23 protein-coding genes are annotated in these 21,627 nt (G+C 71.8%); 12 read left to right on the top strand and 11 right to left on the bottom strand.

All coding sequences use genetic code 11. The annotated features are described in order from the left end of the window. Nucleotide 1: 1 nt before the first annotated feature. Entirely contained in the window at nucleotides 2-955 is a 954-nt protein-coding gene (locus ACODT5_RS44975; protein ID WP_422524655.1) for a DUF4097 family beta strand repeat-containing protein, read from the bottom strand. Nucleotides 956-1,101: 146 nt separating this feature from the next. Between ACODT5_RS44975 and ACODT5_RS44970 the strand changes: the two genes are divergently transcribed. Next, nucleotides 1,102-1,920 carry a hypothetical protein gene (locus ACODT5_RS44970; RefSeq protein ID WP_422525247.1) on the top strand — a complete coding sequence of 273 codons (819 nt, stop codon included), beginning with the start codon at nucleotides 1,102-1,104 and terminating at the stop codon, nucleotides 1,918-1,920. Between the two features lie 13 nt (nucleotides 1,921-1,933). On the opposite strand, the gene ACODT5_RS44965 is transcribed toward ACODT5_RS44970, so the two are convergent. After that, the gene (locus tag ACODT5_RS44965) at nucleotides 1,934-2,878 is read right to left on the bottom strand and encodes a LysR family transcriptional regulator (protein WP_422524654.1); all 945 of its coding nucleotides are present in this window, start codon (nucleotides 2,876-2,878) and stop codon (nucleotides 1,934-1,936) included. 206 nt (nucleotides 2,879-3,084) lie between these two features. Between ACODT5_RS44965 and snpA the strand changes: the two genes are divergently transcribed. Beyond that, entirely contained in the window at nucleotides 3,085-3,744 is a 660-nt protein-coding gene (gene snpA, locus ACODT5_RS44960; RefSeq protein WP_422524653.1) for a snapalysin, read from the top strand. A gap of 25 nt (nucleotides 3,745-3,769) precedes the next feature. Here snpA and ACODT5_RS44955 read toward each other — a convergent pair whose 3' ends face one another. The 5 genes from ACODT5_RS44955 to ACODT5_RS44935 all read right to left on the bottom strand — a co-directional run bounded on the left by ACODT5_RS44955 (nucleotide 3,770) and on the right by ACODT5_RS44935 (nucleotide 8,051). Next, a complete protein-coding gene (locus ACODT5_RS44955) occupies nucleotides 3,770-3,988 on the bottom strand; it encodes a hypothetical protein (RefSeq protein WP_422524652.1) in 219 nt (72 codons plus the stop codon). 36 nt (nucleotides 3,989-4,024) lie between these two features. Then, on the bottom strand, nucleotides 4,025-4,609 hold the full coding sequence (locus ACODT5_RS44950) for a dihydrofolate reductase family protein (RefSeq protein WP_422524651.1): 585 nt from the start codon (nucleotides 4,607-4,609) through the stop codon (nucleotides 4,025-4,027). Between the two features lie 144 nt (nucleotides 4,610-4,753). After that, nucleotides 4,754-5,353: a GNAT family N-acetyltransferase gene (locus tag ACODT5_RS44945; protein ID WP_422524650.1), complete on the bottom strand. Its 600-nt coding sequence runs from the start codon at nucleotides 5,351-5,353 to the stop codon at nucleotides 4,754-4,756. Nucleotides 5,354-5,513: 160 nt separating this feature from the next. After that, the gene (locus ACODT5_RS44940; protein ID WP_422524649.1) at nucleotides 5,514-6,560 is read right to left on the bottom strand and encodes a family 2 encapsulin nanocompartment cargo protein polyprenyl transferase; all 1,047 of its coding nucleotides are present in this window, start codon (nucleotides 6,558-6,560) and stop codon (nucleotides 5,514-5,516) included. A gap of 84 nt (nucleotides 6,561-6,644) precedes the next feature. After that, nucleotides 6,645-8,051, bottom strand: coding sequence for a family 2B encapsulin nanocompartment shell protein (locus ACODT5_RS44935; protein WP_422524648.1), 1,407 nt, complete (start codon nucleotides 8,049-8,051; stop codon nucleotides 6,645-6,647). A gap of 224 nt (nucleotides 8,052-8,275) precedes the next feature. On the opposite strand from ACODT5_RS44935, the gene ACODT5_RS44930 reads away from it, so the two are divergent. The 4 genes from ACODT5_RS44930 to ACODT5_RS44915 all read left to right on the top strand — a co-directional run bounded on the left by ACODT5_RS44930 (nucleotide 8,276) and on the right by ACODT5_RS44915 (nucleotide 11,761). Continuing rightward, nucleotides 8,276-8,728: an RrF2 family transcriptional regulator gene (locus ACODT5_RS44930; RefSeq protein ID WP_422524647.1), complete on the top strand. Its 453-nt coding sequence runs from the start codon at nucleotides 8,276-8,278 to the stop codon at nucleotides 8,726-8,728. Nucleotides 8,729-8,903: 175 nt separating this feature from the next. Next, nucleotides 8,904-10,100, top strand: coding sequence for a globin domain-containing protein (locus ACODT5_RS44925; protein ID WP_422524646.1), 1,197 nt, complete (start codon nucleotides 8,904-8,906; stop codon nucleotides 10,098-10,100). Nucleotides 10,101-10,192: 92 nt separating this feature from the next. Beyond that, complete coding sequence (locus ACODT5_RS44920; protein WP_422524645.1) at nucleotides 10,193-10,783, top strand: N-acetylmuramoyl-L-alanine amidase; 591 nt, start codon at nucleotides 10,193-10,195, stop codon at nucleotides 10,781-10,783. Between the two features lie 75 nt (nucleotides 10,784-10,858). Further along, on the top strand, nucleotides 10,859-11,761 hold the full coding sequence (locus ACODT5_RS44915) for a 1-aminocyclopropane-1-carboxylate deaminase/D-cysteine desulfhydrase (RefSeq protein WP_422524644.1): 903 nt from the start codon (nucleotides 10,859-10,861) through the stop codon (nucleotides 11,759-11,761). Nucleotides 11,762-12,058: 297 nt separating this feature from the next. On the opposite strand, the gene ACODT5_RS44910 is transcribed toward ACODT5_RS44915, so the two are convergent. Continuing rightward, nucleotides 12,059-13,636 (bottom strand): Na+/H+ antiporter, encoded by a 1,578-nt coding sequence (locus ACODT5_RS44910; RefSeq protein ID WP_422524643.1) that lies wholly within the window; start codon nucleotides 13,634-13,636, stop codon nucleotides 12,059-12,061. 62 nt (nucleotides 13,637-13,698) lie between these two features. Between ACODT5_RS44910 and ACODT5_RS44905 the strand changes: the two genes are divergently transcribed. The 3 genes from ACODT5_RS44905 to ACODT5_RS44895 all read left to right on the top strand — a co-directional run bounded on the left by ACODT5_RS44905 (nucleotide 13,699) and on the right by ACODT5_RS44895 (nucleotide 15,669). Next, a complete protein-coding gene (locus tag ACODT5_RS44905; RefSeq protein ID WP_422524642.1) occupies nucleotides 13,699-13,959 on the top strand; it encodes a UBP-type zinc finger domain-containing protein in 261 nt (86 codons plus the stop codon). Nucleotides 13,960-14,185: 226 nt separating this feature from the next. After that, complete coding sequence (locus ACODT5_RS44900) at nucleotides 14,186-14,599, top strand: ATP-binding protein (RefSeq protein WP_214949331.1); 414 nt, start codon at nucleotides 14,186-14,188, stop codon at nucleotides 14,597-14,599. Continuing rightward, entirely contained in the window at nucleotides 14,596-15,669 is a 1,074-nt protein-coding gene (locus ACODT5_RS44895; RefSeq protein ID WP_422524641.1) for an RNA polymerase sigma factor SigF, read from the top strand. Before ACODT5_RS44900 ends, ACODT5_RS44895 begins: the two co-directional genes overlap by 4 nt. A 41-nt stretch (nucleotides 15,670-15,710) precedes the next feature. Here the strand turns inward: ACODT5_RS44895 and ACODT5_RS44890 are convergent, their stop codons facing one another. Then, entirely contained in the window at nucleotides 15,711-16,148 is a 438-nt protein-coding gene (locus ACODT5_RS44890) for a hypothetical protein (RefSeq protein WP_422524640.1), read from the bottom strand. Nucleotides 16,149-16,233: 85 nt separating this feature from the next. On the opposite strand from ACODT5_RS44890, the gene ACODT5_RS44885 reads away from it, so the two are divergent. Together ACODT5_RS44885 and ACODT5_RS44880 are read left to right on the top strand one after the other, a co-directional pair. Beyond that, a complete protein-coding gene (locus ACODT5_RS44885) occupies nucleotides 16,234-17,199 on the top strand; it encodes a diacylglycerol/lipid kinase family protein (RefSeq protein ID WP_422524639.1) in 966 nt (321 codons plus the stop codon). 332 nt (nucleotides 17,200-17,531) lie between these two features. After that, a complete protein-coding gene (locus ACODT5_RS44880; RefSeq protein WP_004937597.1) occupies nucleotides 17,532-17,789 on the top strand; it encodes a WhiB family transcriptional regulator in 258 nt (85 codons plus the stop codon). A gap of 160 nt (nucleotides 17,790-17,949) precedes the next feature. Here the strand turns inward: ACODT5_RS44880 and ACODT5_RS44875 are convergent, their stop codons facing one another. Further along, a complete protein-coding gene (locus ACODT5_RS44875) occupies nucleotides 17,950-19,419 on the bottom strand; it encodes a sensor histidine kinase (protein ID WP_422525246.1) in 1,470 nt (489 codons plus the stop codon). Nucleotides 19,420-19,813: 394 nt separating this feature from the next. After that, entirely contained in the window at nucleotides 19,814-20,404 is a 591-nt protein-coding gene (locus ACODT5_RS44870; RefSeq protein ID WP_422524638.1) for a TetR/AcrR family transcriptional regulator, read from the bottom strand. 355 nt (nucleotides 20,405-20,759) lie between these two features. Here ACODT5_RS44870 and nagB point away from each other — a divergent pair, with 355 nt between their 5' ends. Next, entirely contained in the window at nucleotides 20,760-21,545 is a 786-nt protein-coding gene (gene nagB, locus ACODT5_RS44865; protein ID WP_422524637.1) for a glucosamine-6-phosphate deaminase, read from the top strand. The last annotated feature ends 82 nt before the right edge of the window (nucleotides 21,546-21,627 follow it).

Below are 21,627 nucleotides of genomic sequence, written 5' to 3'. Positions count from 1 at the left end.
GTCAGAGCACCTTCTTGTCGAGCGCGAGCGGGGCGGCCGGAGCACCGGCCGGGTCGGCGGCCGGGCGGCGCAGCAGGGCGATGGAGCCGGAAACGGTGGTGGCGCGCAGGGTGCCGGTGCCGGCGCCCAGGGTGCCCGTGATCCGCTTGGCTCCCATCTGGCCCGAGACCCGCAGGTCCTCAAAGGCGTTGGAGACGCCGCCGGTGGCGGTGTTGGCCTCGACCCGGGCGTCCGCCGGGTGCGGGAGGCGGATGGCGACCTGCCCGGAAACGGAGTTGAGGGAGATGTCGACCGGCCGGGGCTCGGGGCGGTCGTCGAGGGCGAGGTCGATCAGCATGTCGCCGCTGACCGAGTCGGCCCGTACGTTGCCCGCGGCGCCGTCGACGACCGTCAGGCCGCCGGACACGGAGTGGAATCCGAGCTCGCCGGTCACGGACTGGGCCTCGACCCCGCCGGAGACGGTGTGCGTCTTGACCCGGCCGGACAGGCCGACGAGCGTGGTGTCGCCGGAGACCCCGTGGACGTCGGTGCCGCCGTCGATGCCGGAGACGAAGACGGTGGCGCTGACGGTGGCCAGCTGCACCCGGGTGGCGGCCGGGACCGTGAGGGTCACGGTCGCGCTGCGCTCCCAGGCCTTGCGGCCGGAGTCGGAGGCGGACCAGGCCTTCCAGGGCTTGCTCTCGAACCACTGCTTGAGCCCCTGGGAACCGTTCCACGGGAGGTCCTCGTAGGAGACGGTGAGGGTCCCGCCCTCCTGCACCACGTGCAGGGGCGGCCCGTCCACCTCGGAGACCTCCAGGCGGGCCGGGCCCTCGTCGGCGGCGACCACGTTGACCGTGCCGCCGGACATCCGGACGCGGACCTCGGTCACCGGCTCCTCGAAGGCGAGCTTCTGCGGCTCGGCGACCGACCATACCTTCGGCGGATTCTGCGGATTCCGCGCTGCCTCTGCCATGGTGCTGATCCTCCTCGGCGTACACGCACGCAACATATCGCGTCTTCTGACTAACACGATATATCGCGGTTGCGGGAAGTCAAGCGCGTCAGGATGATCCAAAATCATCACTTTGGGCCGATTTGGCTTAGCGTGTGGGCATGTCGATCTCCCAGACCACGGCGGGCGGACTCCTGCTCTGCCGCGCCGAGCCCCTCGCCGCCCGACCCGCCGCGCACATCCTGCGCGAACGCCTGCTGCTGGCCCCCGCCGGCGAATGGAGCGTGCTGGTACCCGAGGCCAAGCCCTGGCTCGGCGGCGCGGAGTCCGTGGCCGAAGTCCTGGCGGGCTGGGGCGCGGCGGTCGCGCTGAGCTCCAACTGGCCGGTGCTGAGCCTGTGGTGGGAGGAGGGCCGGACCGGCTTCGTCCTCTCCTCCGGATTCCGCCGGTCCGCGAGCTACGAGTGGGACGCCGACGGCCGTCCGCACAGCGATCCGGACGCCCCGAACGCGGACGCCATGCGGACGCTGGCGGCCCGGCTCGGACTGGACCCGGTCCTGGACCTGGAGGAACTGGAGCGCCTCACCCGCCCCGACGAGGCGGCGGACGGCGAGTCCCGGCTGCTCGGCGTCATCGCCCTGCTGGCCCGGGCGGGGCTGGCGCTGCCGGCGGGCCTGAACCCCGGCGAACCGGCCGACCGGCTGCGGGAGGCGGCCCGGGTCGCGCCGGCGGCGGAGCGGGTGGAGTGGGCGGGCTGGCGCGACACGGTGCGGGCGGAGCTCGCGGTGGTCGAGGACAGCCCCCTGGGCCCGTGGCTCCGCGGCCCCAAGGCGCGCCTGGCGGGCGCCGCCCAACTGGCCGCCGGAGCCCCCCTGATGGTGTGGGCGGCCCGCCGCCGCAGCCCGGGCTGGCTGGCCGCGGGGACCGTCCTGGTGACCCACGGCGCGGCCGCCCTGGCCTACGACCGGGCCCGCCGCCGCGTGTAGAGCACCTTCCCCCCTACGCCGCCAGCAGCGGGCTCGCGTTGCGGCGCAGCCAGGCGCGGTAGGGCGGAGTCCCCAGCGCCGCTTCGCGGTAGGCCGCGCGGAGGTCCTCGTACACCCCCTCGGACACCTGCGCGTGCACCCCGGGGCGGGTCGCGAGGAGGAGGCGTACGGCGAGCGGGTCGCCCGAGAGCGGCCGGATCGCCATGTCCTCGCGCGGTCCGGAGGTGGGCTGGCAGGGGGCGACGGCCTCGCCGGAGACGATCAGCGAGGCGGCCGTGTGGTAATCGGCGTGCAGCAGGGGCGGGTCGAGGCCGGCGCCCGCGAGGACCCGGCGCAGGCCGTCCCACTCCCCGTCCACCGACGGGTCCACGGTCCACCGGTCGGCGGCGAGGTCGCGCAGCTCCACCACGGAGCGGGCCGCCGCCGGATGGTCCCGGGACATGGACACGAACTGCGGCTCCCGCTCCATCAGGACCCGTAACTCCAGCCCGGGGGGCACCCGCAGCGGGCTGCCCTCGACCTCGTGCACGAAGGCCACGTCGAGCCGGCCCGCGGCCGTCATCCGCAGCAGCGCGTTGGCGGACACGTCGACCATCAGGTCGGTCTCCGTGTCGGGCAGCCGCCGGTGCAGCCGCCGCAGCCAGCCGGGCAGGGCGCGGCTGGCCGTGGAGCCGATCCGCAGCCGGGGCCCCTGGGACAGCGCCCGGGCCTCCGCGACGAGGGCGGCCATCTCGGCCAGGAGCGGCCGCGCCCGCCCGAGTATGGTGCGCCCGAAGGGAGTCGGCCGGCATCCGGTGCGCTCGCGCAGGAACAGCTCCCCGTCCAGGGCGCGTTCGATGCGCCGAAGCTGGGTCGTCAGGGAGGGCTGGCTCACGCCGAGCTGCCGGGCGGCCTTGTGCAGGCTGCCGGCGTCGGCGATGGCGCACAGGGCGCGCAGGTGCCTGACCTCAAGCTCCATGCCCCGAGAGTAGGCCGGGGCGAGCCGACCGCACCAGTAACCGGTATCCCCTCGAATCCCGCCATTCTCTTGGGAGTCGGGCTTCCGAAATCCCCCCGATAGCCCGGCGCTATCGGGGTCTGACATCATCCGCCGGCCACTCCCGCTCCCGCAGACTCCGGTACCGAACGACCCCCCACCGCACCGGATGAGCAGGAGTCCCCCACATGCGCCACTCCCGCAAGACCACCCTGTCCGCAGTCGGCCTCGGCATCGCCGCCGTCCTCGGCGCCGTCGTTCCGGGCACGACCGCCACGGCCTCGGCCGGCGCCGGCAGCCCGAGCACGTACGCCGCGTACGAGCAGTCGAAGGAGAACCAGGCCGCCAACCGCGCCTTCTTCGAGGCCGTGCAGCGCTCGGTGGCCCAGCAGCGCGCCGCGACCCCGGGCCTGGCGGCCGTGACCGTCACCTACAACACCCGCAACGCGCCGAGCTTCCGCACCCAGATAGCGCGCTCCACGCAGATCTGGAACAGCTCGGTGACCAACGTCAAGCTGCAGGAGGTGTCCTCGGGCGGGAACTTCGCGTACTACGAGGGCAACGACTCGCGCGGTTCGTACGCGAGCACGAACGGCCACGGCCAGGGCTACATCTTCCTGGACTACCGGCAGAACCAGCAGTACAACTCCACCCGCGTGACCTCGCACGAGACCGGTCACGTGCTCGGCCTGCCGGACCACTACTCGGGCCCGTGCAGCGAGCTGATGTCCGGCGGCGGCCCCGGCACCTCCTGCCAGAACGCCACCCCGAACTCCACCGAGCGCTCGCGCGTCAACCAGCTGTGGGCGAACGGCCTCGTCGCGTCCGGTCTGGACGCGAAGGGCTAGGACCCCTCGGGCCTGCCCCCTCGGGCTAGGCCTCCTCGGGCCGGCCCCCCTCGGGCTCGTACGCCGTGCACTCCGGGTTCCTGCAGGGACCCGGAGTCCATGTCGGGACGAAGATCCCCAGGGACTTGCGCCGTCCGACCATCGTGTCGACGGAGCTCCCGCAGGCCGGGCACGACTGCTGGTCGTGTCCGGCCCGCGGGGCGACCGTCCCGTGCCTCTGCTGTTCCCGCTGTTCACCGGCCATACCTCCACGGTAGGCCGGTTTCGCCGCTTCGGCGGGTCAGCGCCGGGCCGCGTACGAGGTGACGACCTGGCCGCCGCCGAGGGACCGGACCCCGGTCAGCTCCAGCGGCCGCGCCCCGAACCCGGCGCGCGACATCGGCATGCCGGTGCCGACGAAGACCGGGTACGTCTTGACGACGAACTCGTCGATCTCCTCGATCAGCTGCCCCGCGAGGTCCGCCCCGCCGCACAGCCAGATGCCGAGCCCGTCCTCGGTCTTCAGCCCGCGCACCTTCTCCACCAGATCCCCGTCGATCAGCCGCACCGCCGGGTCCGGCGTGGTGGTGAGCGAGCGCGAGACCACGTACTGCTCGCGCATGTGCCCGTACGGGCTGGTCAGGCCCACCTTGAGGCCGGGCTCGTACGTACCGCGCCCCATGAGCACGGTGTCGAAGTGCTTGGGTTCGGCGCCCTCGATCCCCAGCTGGGCGCGCCCCGGGGTGGAGATGGTCTCCGGGTACTCGGCCTTGAGGAAGTCGATGAACTCACCGTCGAGGTGGCTGTAGATGAAATCGGCATCGCCGTCCGGGGCTCCGATGAAGCCGTCGACCGAGGCGGCGATGAAGTACGTGAGCTTGCGCAAGCGATTCTCTTCCGTCCGACAGTGCACCCCCATCGAGGCACGTCGATCAAAGTACTTCAGGTGAAGTGGTCTCGCAAGGGGGAATCCACCGGCGACGGACGGCGCCGGCGACTCGGGGACCGGGATCGGGGATCGGGGATCGGATCACTGCGGCTTGCGCCACATCGGCCACATCAGCGGCCCGTCCGGCAGCCGCACCGCCTCGCCCGTGAACTCCCAGCCCAGCCGCTCGTACAGCCCCTTGCTGCGCTCGCTGCTCGCCTCCAGGTACGCCGGCACCCCCTCGCGGTCGCAGCGCTCCAGCACCGGCCGGATCAGCTCCGTGCCCAGCCCCTCGCCCTGCCGCCCCGGGGCGACCGCGATCATCAGCAGGTACTCGTGCTCCTCCGCCATCGGGTGCACCGCGCCCGTGAGCCGGCCCACCAGCTCGCACCGCTCGTTGTCCGGGTCGGCCACGGCCCGCATCTTCGCCGGGACCTCGTCCTCGACGTGCTCGGCGTCCGGATCGCCCGCCGGGATCCGCAGCCACAGCGCCGCCGCCGAACCGTCCACCGCGTAGTCGATCCGCCCCTCGGCCAGGGCCACGTCCACGAAGACGCCCAGGAACTTCCCGTGCACCGCGGCCCGGTGCTCCGGGTCCGGGAACACCCAGCTGCTCACCGGATCGCTGCGGAAGGCCTCGTCGAGCAGCCGCGCCACGGCGTCCCGGTCCGATCGACCGGCTTGACGTATCTCCAGCCCCATGGGTCACACCCTTCACTTCACTCACGCGTCAACAACCGTGAGTGATCCTAGAGTTGACCCACCGACGCAGAAAGGCCCGTTCCGGCACCGTGCGGTGCCGGAACAGGCCTCCCGGGGTCCCCCCTCGCGCCCCCCCCTCGCGCCCCCTCGCCCTACGTGGTCACTTCGTGCGCCGCGTCACGAACTCCGCCAGCGCCAGCAGTCCGCCCGCCGCCCCCAGGTCCGGAACGGCCCGCGACAGTTGCTGCACCGCCCGCCCCATCCGGTCGGCGGCGTGGGCCTGCGCCCAGTCCCGCCCGCCGGCCCGCTCCACCGCCGCGGCGGCCCTGCCCACGTCGTCCCCGGTCATGGGACCCGCGTACAGCGCTGCCAGCTCCTCCCCCGCCGTGGTGCCCGAGGTGAGGGCGGCCACGACCGGGAGGGACTTCTTGCGGGCCAGCAGATCGGCCCCGGCGGGCTTTCCGGTGTGGCTGGGGTCCCCCCAGATGCCGATCAGGTCGTCGATGAGCTGGAACGCCAGCCCGGCCTCCCGGCCGAAGGCGTCCATGGCGTCGACCTCGTCCGGACCGGCCCCCGCGTACAGCGCGCCGAGCGCGCACGCGCAGCCCAGCAGGGCCCCGGTCTTGGCCGTCGCCATGGTCAGGCACTCGTCGAGCGAGACGCTGCGGCGCTGTTCGAAGGCGCAGTCCGCCTGCTGGCCCGCGCACAGCTCGACGATGCAGGCGGCGAGCCTCGCCGAGGCGGCCGCCGAGGCCGGATGCGGGTCCTCGGCGAGCAGCCGCAGCGCGAGCGCCATCATGGCGTCGCCCGTGATGATCGCGTCCGAGGTGCCGAAGACCGTCCAGGCCGTCGGCCGGCCGCGCCTGCGCACGTCCTTGTCGATGACGTCGTCGTGCAGCAGCGTGAAGTTGTGCGCCAGCTCCACGGCCACGGCCGGCCGTACGGCCTCCCCGGCCGCCCCGTCCCCGCGCAGGGCCTGCGCGGCGGCGAGCACCAGGGCGGGCCGGATGGCCTTGCCGGTGCTGCCCGCCGCCGGGGTGCCGTCCTCGTGCTCCCAGCCGAAGTGGTACATCGCCACGTTCCGCATCGAGCCGGGCAGGCTCTCGACGGTGCGGCGCAGTTCCGGGTTGACCGTTTCTCTCGTCCGCTCCAGCAGGACGGCGGCTTCCTGCCCCTCGCTGGTGGTGATCGCCTCAGTGGTCGACATGGCGTGTGCGCTCCGTCCCGTCCTGTCCCGTCCTGCCTCGTGCCCTTCGCTGCGGAGCCGGCACCGGAGCCGGCTCCGGCCGGGTCAGCGCCAGCGGGCGATCTCGACGTTCTCCAGGACGCCGAGCGCGTCCGGCACCAGCACCGCGGCGGAGAAGTAGGTGGTGACCAGGTACGAGATGATCGCCTGCTCGCTGATCCCCATGAACCGCACCGAGGTGCTCGGCTCGATCTCGTCCGGGATGCCGGGCTGGTGCAGGCCGATCACGCCCGACTCGTCCTCGCCGGTGCGCATGCAGAGGATGGAGGTCGTACGGGCGTCGCTGATCGGGATCTTGTTGGACGGGAACATCGGGACCCCGCGCCAGGCCGGCACCCGGTGCCCGCCGATCTCGACCGACTCCGGGTAGAGCCCGCGCTTGTTGCACTCGCGCCCGAAGGCGGCGATGGCCTTGGGGTGGGCCAGGAAGAACTTGGAGCCGCGCCGCATGCTGAGCAGCTGGTCCATGTCGTCGGGGCTGGGCGCGCCGTCGTGGGACTGGATGCGCTGGTCGTAGTCGGCGTTGTGCAGGAGGCCGAAGTCGCGGTTGTTGAGCATCTCGTGCTCCTGGCGCTCGCGCAGCGCCTCGACCGTGAGCCGCAGCTGCTGCTCGGTCTGGTTCATCGGCTGGTTGTACAGGTCGGCGACGCGGGTGTGGACGCGCAGGACCGTTTGTGCAATGGAGAGTTCGTACTCGCGCGGGCGGGCCTCGTAGTCCACGAAGGTGCCCGGCAGTACGGCCTCGCCCTGGTGGCCGGCGGAGAGGTCGATCGCGGCCTCGCCGTACTTGTTGGTGCGCTGCTCCGGCAGGGCCCGTACGGAGTCCACGTGCGCCCGCAGCGAGTCGACCCGGTCGGCGAGGATCTGGAAGTCCTGGCGGGAGAGGACCAGCACGGTGCCGGAGGTGGCGGCGCGGGCGGTGTACTCCCAGATGGCCTCCTCGTCGACGAGGGAGTCCTCGCCGAAGAAGGCCCCGTCGGCGACGGTCTGCAGGACGGCGTCGTCACCGTAGGGACCGGGGCCGATCTGGTCGATGCGCCCGTGGGCGAGCAGGAACACCTTGTCGGCGGGGCTGCCGAAGGAGGTGAGCTCCTGGCCCGGCTCGAAGTCGATCTGGTGGCAGCGCGCGGCCAGTTCGGCCAGCGCGTCGGGGTCGTCGTAGTCGCGCAGCACGGGGAGCTCCCCCAGCTCCGCCGGAATCACCTGCACCTGCGTGCCGGTCTTGATGAACTCCACGATGCCGTTGCCGACCGAGTAGCTCAGCCGCCGGTTGACCCGGTACGTACCGCCCTGGACGGACACCCAGGGGAGCATCTTCAGGAGCCACCGCGAGGTGATCTCCTGCATCTGCGGCGCGGACTTGGTCGTGGTTGCCAAGTTCCGCGCGGCCGATGTTCCCAGACTGCGCTGCGGTGCCTGGGTCTCGGATTCGGAACCTGCCTGGACCGACATGTTTTCCCCTTCGATCACTCCATGAATCTGCGGGAGGAGCCTGTCAGCACGGACCGTGGTGGGACCATTACACAAAAGGGTGGGACTACTCCGTTCGTGGCTGGGCACTCTCTTCACTTCAACTCCCGCCCCATGGGGCACTTGGACCCCACCCGTTTCAGCCACCCGCGCGGGGGCCCGCCGCTAAATTTGCACGGAGGATGCAAGTTTTCTACGCTGGACCCATGCGGCTGACCCGATTCACCGACCTCGCCCTGCGCGTCCTGATGCGCCTGGCCGTCGCGGAGGCGGACCTCCCGACCACCCGCGACGTGGCGGCGACCATGGAGGTCCCGTACACCCACACCGCGAAAGTGGTCGCCAAGCTGCAGCATCTCGGTCTGGTCGAGGCCCGTCGCGGACGCGGCGGCGGCCTCACCCTGACCCCCGCCGGGCGCGCCGCCTCGGTGGGCGGGGTGGTCCGCGAACTGGAGGGCGCCGGCGACGTCGTCGACTGCGACGGCACCGTCCCGTGCCCGCTGCGCAGCGCCTGCGTACTGCGCGGGGCGCTGCGCCGGGCCCAGGAGGCCTTCTTCGCCTCCCTGGACCCGCTGACGGTGAACGACCTGGTGGCAGCCCCGACCGGTCCGCTCCTGCTGGGCATTTCGGGCGGATCGCCGGGGGCCGGAAGACCCTGACGACAAAGGCCGGATGGCCGGTTCACACCGCCACTGGGCCCGCATAGCCTGATCGACACAGCCCCTTCGAACACAAGTCCGCACCGCAGCGGACGCTTACGACCCGCAAATCATCTCCACAAATACGCATCTCATATTCCACTTCTGCGCTCCACCCCGACCCGAGGAGTCACCGATGCTTTCCGAGAAGTCGACCGCGACCGTACGAGCCACCCTGCCCGCCGTCGGCGCGGCCATCGGCGAGATCACGGAGCTCTTCTACGGGAAGCTCTTCGCGGCCCACCCCGAACTGATCCGCGACCTCTTCAACCGCGGCAACCAGAACGCCGGCCTCCAGAAGCAGGCCCTCGCCGGCTCCATAGCCGCCTTCGCCACCCACCTCGTCGCCCACCCCGAGGCCCGCCCCGACGTGATGCTGAACCGCATCGCCCACAAGCACGCCTCACTCGGCGTCACCCGCGAGCAGTACCCCGTCGTCCACAAGCACCTCTTCGAGGCGATCGTGGAGATCCTCGGCGAGGCCGTCACCCCCGAGGTCGCCGAGGCCTGGGATGAGGTCTACTGGCTCATGGCGAACGCCCTCATCACCATCGAGGAGCGCCTCTACGCCGAGCAGCAGGTCCTCGCCGGAGACGTCTGGCGCGACTGGACGGTCGCCGCCCGCGCCGAGGAGACCGCGGACTGCACCACCTTCCACCTCACCCCGGCCGACGGCGCCCCCGCGCCCGGCTTCAAGCCCGGCCAGTACGTCTCCGTCCAGGTCGAACTCCCCGACGGCGCCCGCCAGATCCGCCAGTACAGCCTCTCCAGCGCCCCCGGCTCCCCGGTCCGCTCGATCACCGTCAAGCGGGTCCACGGCCCGGCCGCCGCCGGCCCCGACGGCGAGGTCTCCAACCACCTGCACGCCCACGTCCGCACCGGCGACACCCTGCGCGTCTCGACCCCGTACGGCGACCTGGTCCTCCAGGACTCCGCCTCGCCCGTGGTCCTCGCCTCGGCCGGCATCGGCTGCACCCCGATGCTCTCGATGCTGGAACACCTCACCGACACCGCGCACACGGCCCCCGTCACCGTCCTGCACGCCGACCGCTCCCCCGCCGACCACGCCCTGCGCGCCGGCCACCGGGACCTGACCGGCAAGCTCGCCGACGCCTCGGCGCACTTCTGGTACGAGTCCGGCGCCGAACCCGGCGACCACGAGGGCCTCCTCGACCTCGCCGCCGTCCCGGTCGCCCCCGGCACCAAGGCCTACCTCTGCGGCCCCCTCCCCTTCATGCGGGCGACGCGCGAGCAGCTCATCGCCAAGGGCGTGGCGCCCGCCGACATCCACTACGAAGTCTTCGGCCCCGACCTGTGGCTCGCCTCTGCGTGAACCGTGCGCCGGGTGCGCGCCCTTGCGACGGAACGACCGCCTCCACTAAACGTTGAGTAATCGCTCGACTACTCACAGCCAAGGAGGCGGTCATGTCCGCACCCCTGTCCGCGGACCGGTTCCTGAGGGCCCTGCGGGCCGAAGGCCTCACCGTCGTCGAAGTGGGCAACTGGCGCACCCACAACCGCAACCACAAGGGCCCCTGGGGCCCGGTGCACGGGGTGATGCTCCACCACACCGTCACGCACGGGACCCCGTACACCGTCCAGCTCTGCCGCGACGGCCACGCGGACCTCCCCGGCCCGCTCTGCCACGGCGTGATCACCAAGGACGGCGGGGTCCACCTGGTCGGCCACGGCCGCGCCAACCACGCCGGAGCGGGCGACTCCGGCGTCCTGGCGGCGGTGATCGCCGAGAAGCGCCTCCCGCCCGACCAGCACGCGAACACCGACGGCAACCGCCACTTCTACGGCTTCGAGTGCGAAAACCTCGGCGACGGCGAGGACCCCTGGCCGGCCGCCCAACTCGACGCCATGGCCCGCGCTTCGGCCGCCCTGTGCCGCGCCCACGGCTGGACCGCCCGCTCGGTCGTCGGCCACCTCGAATGGCGCCCGGGCAAGATCGACCCGAAGGGCTTCACGATGGCCTCCATGCGCACGCGCGTCGAGGAGCGCCTGAAGTAGCCGCCGGTGCGGCCGTCCGGAGCAGACCCGCTCTGACGTGCGACGCAGCGGGTGGATGCGGCACACAATGGGCGGGTGGAACATCCAGTCGACCCCGCCCCCGACCCCGAGCCGGTCCTGCGCCCCCGGCCGGCCTCGCCGTTGCGGGAGGTCCGCGACGAGCGGTTCGCCGCGCACGGCGTGCGGCTGCTGCTCAAGCGGGACGATCTGGTGCACCCGGAGCTGCCCGGCAACAAGTGGCGCAAGCTCGCGCCGAATCTCCGGGCGGCCGTCGCGGGCGGGTACCCGGAGCTCGTGACCTTCGGCGGGGCCTACTCCAACCACCTGCGGGCCACCGCCGCGGCCGGCCGGCTGCTGGGGCTGGCGACCGTCGGGATCGTACGGGGGGACGAGCTCGCGGGGCGGCCGCTGAACGACTCGCTGGCCCGGTGCGCGGCGGACGGCATGCGGCTGCACTTCGTGACCCGGTCGGCCTACCGCGACAAGGCCGGGCTCCCCGCACTGGCGGGCGCCGAGGGGGCCTACGTGATCCCCGAGGGCGGCAGCAACGCGCTCGCCCTGCACGGCTGCGCCGAGCTGGGCCGCGAGCTGAGCGGCGCCTGCGACGTGGCCGCCGTGGCCTGCGGGACCGGCGGCACGCTGGCCGGGCTGGCGGCGGGACTCGGCGCGGGACAGCGGGCGCTGGGGGTCCCGGTGGTCGGGGGCGGCTTCCTGGAGGCGGAGATACGTTCCCTCCAGACGGCCGCGTTCGGCGGTCCGGCGGGCGACTGGTCGCTGGCCGAGGGCTACGCCCACGGCGGCTACGCCCGCGTCCCCGCCGAGCTGGCGCGGTTCGCGGCGGACTTCGAGTCCCGCCACGGCCTGCCGGTGGAGCGGATCTACGTGGCGAAGCTCCTGTGGGCCCTGCTCGCCCTGACCCGCGCGGGCGCCTTCCCCGACGGCACCACCCTGGCCGCGGTGGTCACGGGCCGGCCGTAGCCCGTGGCCCGTAGCCATGGCCCGCAAGCCGCAGCCCGCGCGGGCGGCAGCCGGGCCTAGGGCCTGTCGTCACACTCCCGTCGTCGCCCGAAGGGCGGCCGCGCGGCGTCTGGTGCGTGCTCTCGGCGTGCCGGGCGGAAGCCCGCGTACTGGACCGTACTTGGCTTTCGCCCGGTGCCGCGAGAGCGCGTGCCAGGCGTCGCGCGGCAGACGGGAGTTTGACGACAGGCCCTAGGACCCTCACGGCCCGGCCGGCGGCACCCCGCGTGCCCGTCGGCCAGGGGCCCGGCCCCGCCCTCAGCCCGCTTCCTCCCGGTACGCCGCGGCCTCCTCCAGGTCCAGGCGGCGCAGCAGGGCCCGGAGCATTTCGTCGTCGATGCGGCGGGCGTCGCGCAGGGAGACGAAGACCTCGCGTTCCGCCGCGATCATCTCCCCCGCCAGGCGGCGGTAGACGTCGTCCGCGGACTCGCCCGTCACCGCGTTGACCTCCCCCAGCCGCTCCCACACCGCGTTGCGCCGCCGCTCCAGCACCGTGCGCAGCCGCTCCGCGAGCGGGGGCGGGAGGGCGTTCGAGGGGGAGGCCAGGAGTTCCGTCAGGCGGTCCTCCGCCGCCTGCGAGGCCTCGCTCTGGGCCTGGGCCTCCGCCAGGGTCTCGGCGTGGGCGTCCTTGGCCGGCAGCCGCAGCAGCCGGATCAGCGGCGGCAGGGTCAGGCCCTGGACCACCAGCGTGCCGATCACGGTGGTGAAGGTCAGGAAGAGGATCAGGTTCCGGTGCGGCACGTCCTGCGGTACGGAGAAGGCGATCGCCAGCGAGACCACGCCCCGCATGCCGGCCCATCCCACGACGACCGGCGCCTTCCAGGTCGTCTCCGGCTCGCGCGCCCGGATCCGCGCCGAGAGCCTCGGCAGGAACGTCGCCGGGAAGACCCAGGCGAAGCGGGCCGCCACCACGACGAGGAACACGACCACCGCGTAGCCCGCCGCGGCCGCGCCCTCGTACTCCCCCAGCCCCTTCAGCACCACCGGCAGCTGGAGCCCGATCAGCGCGAAGACCACGGATTCGAGGATGAAGGCGACCATCTTCCAGACCGCCTCCTCCTGGAGCCGGGTCGCGAAGTCGACCTGCCAGTTGCGGTGCCCGAGGTACAGCGCGACCACCACGACCGCCAGCACTCCCGAGGCGTGCACCCGCTCGGCGGCCGCGTAGGCCACGAAGGGGATCAGCAGCGACAGGGTGTTCTGCAGGAGCGGCTCGCGCAGCTTCGTGCGCAGGATGTGGATCGGGACCATCAGCAGCAGGCCGACCGCGACTCCGCCGACCGAGGCCAGCAAGAACTCCTGGATCCCGTCCGTCCACCCGGCGCTCGCCCCGACCGCCGCCGCCAGCGCGACCTTGAACGCGGTGATCGCTGTCGCGTCGTTGACCAGGGACTCACCCTGGAGGATGGTCGTGATCCGGTTCGGCAGCCCGAGCTTGCGGGCGATGGCCGTCGCCGCGACCGCGTCGGGCGGGGCGATCACCGCCCCCAGCACCAGCGCCACCGGCAGCGAGAGCCCCGGCACCAGCAGGTACGCCGCGTACCCGACGACGAGGGTCGCGAAGAGCACGTACCCCACCGAGAGCAGCGCCACGGGCCGGATGTTCGCCCGCAGGTCCAGGTACGAGCTGTCCACCGCGGCCGTGTAGAGCAGCGGCGGGAGCAGCAGGGGCAGCACGATGTGCGGGTCCAGCCCGTACTCGGGCACGCCCGGCACGTAGGCCGCGGCCAGTCCGGCGGCGACCAGCAGCAGGGGCGCGGGCACCGGGGTGCGCCGGGCCAGCCCCGCGACGACCGCGCAGCCGGCGACCAGCGCCACCAGCGGCAATACCTCCATCGAAGATCACCCTCGCTCGAGTCATGCCGTCCCGGCGCCCGCACCTCAGTACGCTGGCCATCATGAGCGAGTGCACCCACGTTCCCGAACTGCCGCGCCCCGAACCGGCCCCGCTTGCCCAGACCTGCCCCGAATGTCTGGTGCTCGGCAGCCATCCGGTCCAGCTCCGTTTGTGCCTGGGGTGCGGGCACGTCGGCTGCTGCGACTCCTCCCCCCACCGGCACGCCACGGCGCACCACCGGGAGACCGGACATCCGGTGATGCGCAGCTTCGAACCGGGTGAGACCTGGCGCTGGTGTTTTGTCGACGGTTCGATCGTCTGAGGCGGGGTAGGTCAACCCTCCGCCGGTTCCCCTGATTTGGACCCGCAGACCCCTAGCCACTGTGCGTCCCCATGGGCTTACCATCAGTCACTGGTCGCAGGCACGGCCCTCGGGCCAGCTATGTTCGACGGGGATCTGCACCCTCCGACAGGGGTGCCGCGACACGATCGCCCGGATCGCGATAGCGTCACCGGCGAACAGAGCTCGTACCACCTTGGAGGTGAGGGTGTCCCAGATCGCAGGCGAGCCCGGGACCCAGGACTTCGTGGAAGTCCGGCTGCCCGCTGCGGGTGCCTACCTGTCTGTGCTGCGGACGGCCACGGCCGGCCTCGCAGCACGTTTGGACTTCACCCTCGACGAGATCGAGGACCTCCGCATCGCGGTGGACGAGGCCTGCGCGATCCTGCTCCAGCAGGCCGTGCCCGGCTCCGTCCTCAGCTGCGTCTTCCGGTTGGTCGACGACTCGCTGGAGGTGACCGTCTCCGCCCCGACCACCGACGGCCGGGCACCGGAGCGCGACACGTTCGCGTGGACGGTCCTCTCGGCGCTCGCCGGGAAGGTCGAGGCCACGGTCGAGGAGAACAAGACGGTGAGCATCAGCCTCTACAAACAGCGCGGCGCGGGACCAGGCCCGGCGTGAGCGGCGGGGAGGTCCCGGTGCGGGGCGGGGATCGGCCCCGGGTAGGACACGAGGTCGACGGTGGCATTCCGGAGCAGCAGCACGCCCGGCCGCACCCGGCTGACACGGATGCGGAAAACGGCTTTTTGGACTCGGCGGAGCGACGGGCGGGCCCTGTGAGCGAGAACCAGCACGACCAAACACTGCCGGTCCAGCCACCGGGGGCCGCTGCCACGGCCCCGCCGGTGGCCCCGGCCGCGGACACACCACTGGCCGCGGAGGCCGCCGAAGTCCTGCGGGCTCCGGTGTTCACGGCGCCGGCGCCGCTGCCGGATCCGCGCGACCGCAGCGGCGCGCGGGCCCTGTTCATCGAGCTCCGGGCGCTGCCCGACGGCTCGCCGGAGAAGGCGGAGCTGCGCAACCGGCTCGTACGGATGCACCTGCCGCTGGTCGAGCACCTGGCCCGGCGCTTCCGCAACCGCGGCGAGCCGCTGGACGACCTGACCCAGGTCGCCACCATCGGTCTGATCAAGTCGGTGGACCGCTTCGACCCGGACCGCGGGGTCGAGTTCTCCACGTACGCCACGCCCACGGTGGTCGGCGAGATCAAGCGCCACTTCCGCGACAAGGGCTGGGCGGTACGGGTTCCCAGGCGCCTGCAGGAGCTGCGGCTCTCGCTGACCACGGCGACGGCGGAACTGTCCCAGCAGCACGGCCGCTCCCCCACGGTGCACGAACTGGCCGAACGGCTGGGGATCTCCGAGGAGGAGGTGCTGGAGGGGCTGGAATCGGCCAACGCCTACAGCACGCTCTCGCTGGACGTCCCGGACACCGACGACGAGTCGCCGGCGGTCGCGGACACCCTGGGCTCGGAGGACGAGGCGCTGGAGGGCGTCGAGTACCGCGAGTCCCTCAAGCCGCTGCTCGAAGGACTGCCGCCGCGGGAGAAGCGGATCCTGCTGCTGCGGTTCTTCGGCAACATGACCCAGTCGCAGATCGCCCAGGAGGTCGGCATCTCCCAGATGCACGTCTCCCGGCTGCTGGCCCGCACCCTGGCCCAGCTCCGCGAGAAGCTCCTGGTCGAGGAGTAGAAGAGGAGCACAGGAGCCGGGAGAAGAGCCGGCCGTACGGGCTATCGGGCCTGTTCCGCGGGCCCGATGCCCAGTGCTTCGGTGGCCTTCTGGTTCACCAGGAGGGCGGGGACGGCCACGGCGGCCAGGGCCAGTGCCACGGCGGCGAGCTTCATCCCCCCTCCCGCGGTCCACAGCATCCAGGCGACCGGCAGCGACATCAGCTGGGTGATCAGTGCCGGGCCGCGGCTCCAGCGGCGGCCCAGGAAGAGCCCGCGCGCCGCGACCAGCGGCAGCGCGGCCAGGACGAGCAGGGTGACCCCGCCGGTCAGGGCCTGCACGGGGTCGGCGCCCCCGGCCACGCCCATGTACAGATCGGCGACGCCGGGCCCGGCCAGGGCCAGCCCTTCCAGCGCGGTGAGCGCGGCGGCCGCTTTCAGCCTGCGGGGCAGCGGTACGGGGGCGGCGGCGGACACGGTGGGGCTGGGCTTCTTACTCACCCCAGCAGGGTAGCCGCGCCCCTCCCGCACCCGGAGGGGACGGCCAGTATGGGCGGCGCCGGAAGGGGTCGGTAGGCTGACGCCCATGCGTGCACTCCTCGTGGCCAACCCAGCAGCGACGACGACCAGTGCGCGCACGCGCGACGTCCTGACCCACGCGCTCGCCAGCGAGATGAAGCTGGAGGCGGTCACCACCGAATACCGCGGCCACGCCCGGGACCTGGCCCGCAGGGCGGCCGAGACCGGCATGGACCTGGTGGTGGCCCTGGGCGGTGACGGCACCGTCAACGAAGTGGTCAACGGGCTGCTGCACGAGGGCCCCGATCCGGACAGGCTGCCCGGGCTCGCGGTGGTCCCCGGCGGCTCCACCAATGTCTTCGCCCGCGCGCTCGGCCTGCCCAACGACGCGGTCGAGGCGACCGGCGCCCTGCTGGACGCGCTGCGGGAGCGGCGCGAGCGGACGGTCGGCCTGGGGCTCGCGGCCGGCACCCCGGGTACGGAGGACGAGTCCGTTCCGGCGCGCTGGTTCACCTTCTGCGCGGGCTTCGGCTTCGACGCGGGTGTGGTGGGCCGCGTCGAGCAGCAGCGGGAACGGGGCAAGCGTTCGACCCATGCCCTGTACGTGCGACAGCTGATGCGCCAGTTCTGGGAAGAGCCCAACCGCCGGCACGGCACGGTGACACTGGAGCGCCCCGGCGCGGATCCGGTGACGGACCTGGTGCTGTCGATAGTGTGCAACACGTCACCCTGGACATATCTGGGCAACCGACCGCTTTACGCCTCCCCGGAGGCGTCGTTCGATACTGCGCTTGACGTATTGGCACTGGATCGTTTGTCAACTCCGGCTGTCGCTCGCTACGCGACACAGCTCCTGACCTCGACTCCTGAGCGTGGTCCGCACGGCAAGCACGCGGTGTCTCTGCACGATCTGACGGACTTCACCTTGCATTCCAAGGCGCCGCTTCCGTTCCAGATGGACGGAGACCACCTCGGCCTGCGCACCAGCGTTCGGTTCACAGGCGTACGCCGTGCACTGCGTGTGATTGTGTGAGCGGAAGGGCCTAAAGGCCTTTCACTCGAACGTTTACACGCCGGTCCACCCCTAGGAAGTAGGGCTGTGACCTAGTAGACACCGACGAATCAAAAAAAACTTTCCGGAAGGGGTTGTATCCCCGTCCGAGGTTTGCGAATCTCTACATGGCGATCGGGACAGCCCGCAGAACCCGGCACCCACACAGACCGCCAGAACCCCTCCACGAATCTCCGGCAGCCCAGGGCGAGTTTTTCCCCAAACTGGGCGGTCTCCCTTCCCTCACGAAGGGATTCGTGAAAGCGTTCACATTCACAAGCAACCTGCCCGCAATACAAGGAGATGGAGCAGCCATGGACTGGCGTCACAACGCCGTTTGCCGCGAGGAAGACCCGGAACTCTTCTTCCCCATCGGCAACACCGGTCCTGCGCTGCTGCAGATCGAGGAAGCCAAGGCCGTCTGCCGCCGTTGCCCCGTCATGGAGCAGTGCCTGCAGTGGGCGCTCGAGTCCGGTCAGGACTCCGGTGTCTGGGGCGGTCTCAGCGAGGACGAGCGCCGCGCAATGAAGCGCCGCGCCGCTCGCAATCGGGCGCGCAACGCAACCGCCTGACATCGACTTTCGAGCCTCGAGCCGCAGCGCGTAGTACCCATATAAGCGCTTCGTAACGTGCTCTTGAACCCCGTACCGAAAACCATTCGGTACGGGGTTCAGTGCTGTCCGGACCCCTTTCGAGGCCCTTGGCGTCACCCTGAGTGACCGGGGCGGCGCGTTACTTCTGCGGGCTCGCCGGTATGTCGAGGACGACCTTGGTGCCGCGCGGCTCGGACGCCACCATGTCGAAGGTGCCGCCGAGTTCGCCCTCCACCAGGGTCCGTACGATCTGCAGCCCGAGGTTGCCGGCCCGCTGCGGGTCGAAGCCCTCGGGCAGACCGCAGCCGTCGTCGACCACGGAGATCAGCAGCCGGGCGTCGTCGCGGCCGCTGCCCGAGCGGGCGGCCGACACCTCCACGGTGCCGCCCTCGCCCTGGGTGAAGGCGTGCTCCAGGGCGTTCTGGAGGATCTCCGTCAGCACCATCGACAGCGGGGTGGCGACCTCCGCGTCCAGGATTCCGAAGCGGCCGGTGCGCCGGCAGTCGACCTTGCCCGGGGAGATCTCGGAGACCATCGCGATCACGCGGTCGGCGATCTCGTCGAACTCGACCCGCTCGTCCAGGTTCTGAGAAAGCGTCTCGTGCACGATCGCGATCGAACCGACGCGGCGGACGGCTTCGTTCAGCGCCTCGCGCCCCTGCGGCGAATCCATCCGGCGGGCCTGCAGCCGCAAGAGCGCGGCCACGGTCTGGAGGTTGTTCTTGACCCGGTGGTGGATCTCCCGAATGGTCGCGTCCTTGGTGATCAATTCACGTTCGCGACGGCGCAGTTCCGTGACGTCGCGGCACAGGACCAACGACCCGATCCGGGTGCCCTTGGGCTTGAGCGGGATGGCCCGCAGCTGGATGACCCCGCCGCTGCCCTCGGCCTCGGTCTCGCGCGGGGCCCAGCCGCTGGCGAGTTTGACCAGGGCCTCGTCCACCGGGCCGCGGGAGGGCGCGAGTTCGGAGGTGATGGTGCCCAGGTGCTGGCCGACCAGGTCGGAGGCGAGGCCGAGCCGGTGGTAGGCGGAGAGCGCGTTCGGGGACGCGTACGTCACCACGCCCTCGGCGTCGAGCCGGATCAGGCCGTCGCCGACGCGCGGGGAGGCGTCCATGTCGACCTGCTGGCCGGGGAACGGGAAGGAGCCCGCCGCGATCATCTGGGCCAGGTCGGAGGCGGACTGGAGGTAGGTGAGCTCCAGCCGGCTGGGTGTACGCACAGTGAGCAGGTTGGTATTGCGTGCGATCACTCCGAGGACCCGGCCCTCACGGCGGACGGGGATCGACTCGACGCGGACCGGCACCTCCTCGCGCCACTCCGGGTCCCCCTCGCGCACGATGCGGCCCTCGTCGAGCGCGGCGTCGAGCAGCGGGCGCCGGCCGCGCGGGACCAGGTGGCCGACCATGTCGTCCTGGTACGAGGTGGGGCCGGTGTTCGGGCGCATCTGCGCGACCGAGACGTACCGGCTGCCGTCGAGGGTGGGAACCCACAGGACGAGGTCGGCGAAGGAGAGGTCGGAGAGCAGCTGCCACTCCGAGACCAGCAGGTGGAGCCACTCCAGGTCGGTTTCACTGAGAGCGGTGTGCTGGCGTACGAGGTCGTTCATGGAGGGCACGTGGCGAGCGTACCCCGGGTACGGGCCATGACTTTCCTCAGCGCGATACTCCGGAGTATCCAGGAGACCCCGCTTCCGCGTAGGGTTGGAGGAAGTGACGGGAACAAGGGTCGCGTCATTGGATGGACAGAACAGATTGGTCTAGTCCACAATTGCATCAAAGCTTCCGCCCTCCCCGCACAGGAGGACGGATCGAGGTAAGCCGCGCGCTCTGCCCTGACCGCGCGTCACCTCCCACCGGCTGTCGGGCACCGCACACCCGTCGGCCGTAAGTACTCCGGGCTACGGTGCCGGGCGGGCTGAGGGTCCCGTTCGGCACCGTGGCCCAGAGGAACGTGTGCCCAGGGGTGACGCACCCCCCTCCACCGCGGCCTACTACGGCCTACTACGGCCAGGCCCGCATGGCGAGCTCCGCCACCGCCTCCAGCTCCTCCCGCCCCGCGCCGTCGCGCGACTGCTGGGACATCCCCTGCAGCACCGCTCCGGCGTAGCGCGCCAGCGCCCGGGTGTCCGTACCGGCCGGCAGCTCTCCCGCGGCGACATCGGCCCGGATCCGGCTCTCGAACGCCGCCAGGTTGGCCTCGCGCCTCGCCCGCAGCGCCTCGGCCACCTCACCCGAGGTCGTGTTGATCGCCGCGCTGATCACCATGCAGCCCCGCGGATGGGCGGGGTCGGTGTAGACCTCCGCCGCCTCGCGCAGGATGCGGCCCAGCGCCGCGCCGGCGGTGGGCTCCTCGGCGAGGGCCGCGGCCGCGAAGTCCCCGTAGCGGCCTCCGTAGACCACCACGACCTCGTCGAAGAGCTTGCGCTTGTCGCCGAACGCCGCGTAGAGGCTCGGGGCGCTGATTCCGAGCGAGGCGGTCAGGTCGGAGATCGACGTCGCCTCGTAGCCGCGCTCCCAGAAGGCGAACATCGCCTTGTCGAGGGCCGCGTCGCGGTCGAAGGAGCGGGGCCTGCCGCGCTGTCCGGTCACCATGAGGTCATTCTATAGCGGGCGTTATGGAATCTGACGGCCCGCGTACCCGGCGCAGCGGGGGCCCGGGAGGCCGTAGGCGCCACCGGGGCGGCCGGAGGCCGCACCTCCGCCCCAGGGGGCGGAGGTGCGCGTCGAGGGCGGCACAGGGGCCCCGGGCGGCGTACGCGACCTGTCCGCAGGCCATCGAGGGTGTCGGTACGGCCGCAGCCTCCCGCTCACGCGGCGGGCCCGGCCCGGGAGGCCGGAGCGGTGGATCCGGCCCACCATGGAGTGTGCGAAGACCCGGGCAACGGGGCCTCGCCTCTGCTAGATTGGTCTATACCACAACGTCACACTCCAGATCGGCAGGCCCCGCGTGGAAGTTGTCATCGTCCCGGACGCCAAGGCAGGCGGCGAGCTCATCGCGGAGGCCATGGCCGCCCTGGTCCGCCGCAAGCCCGACGCCCTGCTCGGCGTGGCGACCGGCTCTACCCCGCTGCCCATCTACGAGGCGCTCGCCGCCAAGGTGAAGGCCGGACTGGTCGACGCCTCCAAGGCCCGCGTCTGCCAGCTCGACGAGTACGTCGGCCTGCCGGCCGGACACCCGGAGTCCTACCGCGCCGTCGTCCTGCGCGAGGTCGTGGAGCCGCTGGGCCTGTCCGAGGCCTCCTTCATGGGCCCGGACGGCTCGGCCGAGGACATCGTCGGCGCCTGCGACGCCTACGACCGCGCCCTCGCCGAGGCCGGCGGCGTGGACCTGCAGATCCTCGGCATCGGCACGGACGGGCACATCGGCTTCAACGAGCCCTGCTCCTCCCTCGCCTCCCGCACCCGCATCAAGACGCTGACGGAGCAGACCCGCGTGGACAACGCGCGCTTCTTCGACAACGACATAGAGCAGGTGCCCCACCACGTCATCACCCAGGGCATCGGCACCATCCTCGACGCCCACCACCTTGTCCTGCTGGCCACCGGCGAGGGCAAGGCCGAAGCCGTCGCGCAGACCGTCGAGGGCCCGCTGTCCGCCCTCGTACCGGCCTCCGCGCTCCAGTTGCACCGCCACGCCACGGTGATCGTGGACGAGGCCGCCGCGTCCAAGCTGAAGCTCGCGGACTACTTCCGCCACACCTACGCCAACAAGCCCGCTTGGCAGGGTCTGTAGGCGGTACCGGCAAGCGAGGAAGGGCCGGGCTCCCCGCAGGGGGTGCCCGGCCCTTCTCTTGCTCGCGGCGCGAAAATGCCGG

Origin of the sequence: Streptomyces tatrensis (assembly GCF_049310065.1) — a bacterium.
Classification (GTDB): domain Bacteria; phylum Actinomycetota; class Actinomycetes; order Streptomycetales; family Streptomycetaceae; genus Streptomyces.
The sequence above is the reverse complement of the archived record's forward strand: the minus strand, read 5'-3'. Positions and strand labels throughout refer to the sequence as shown.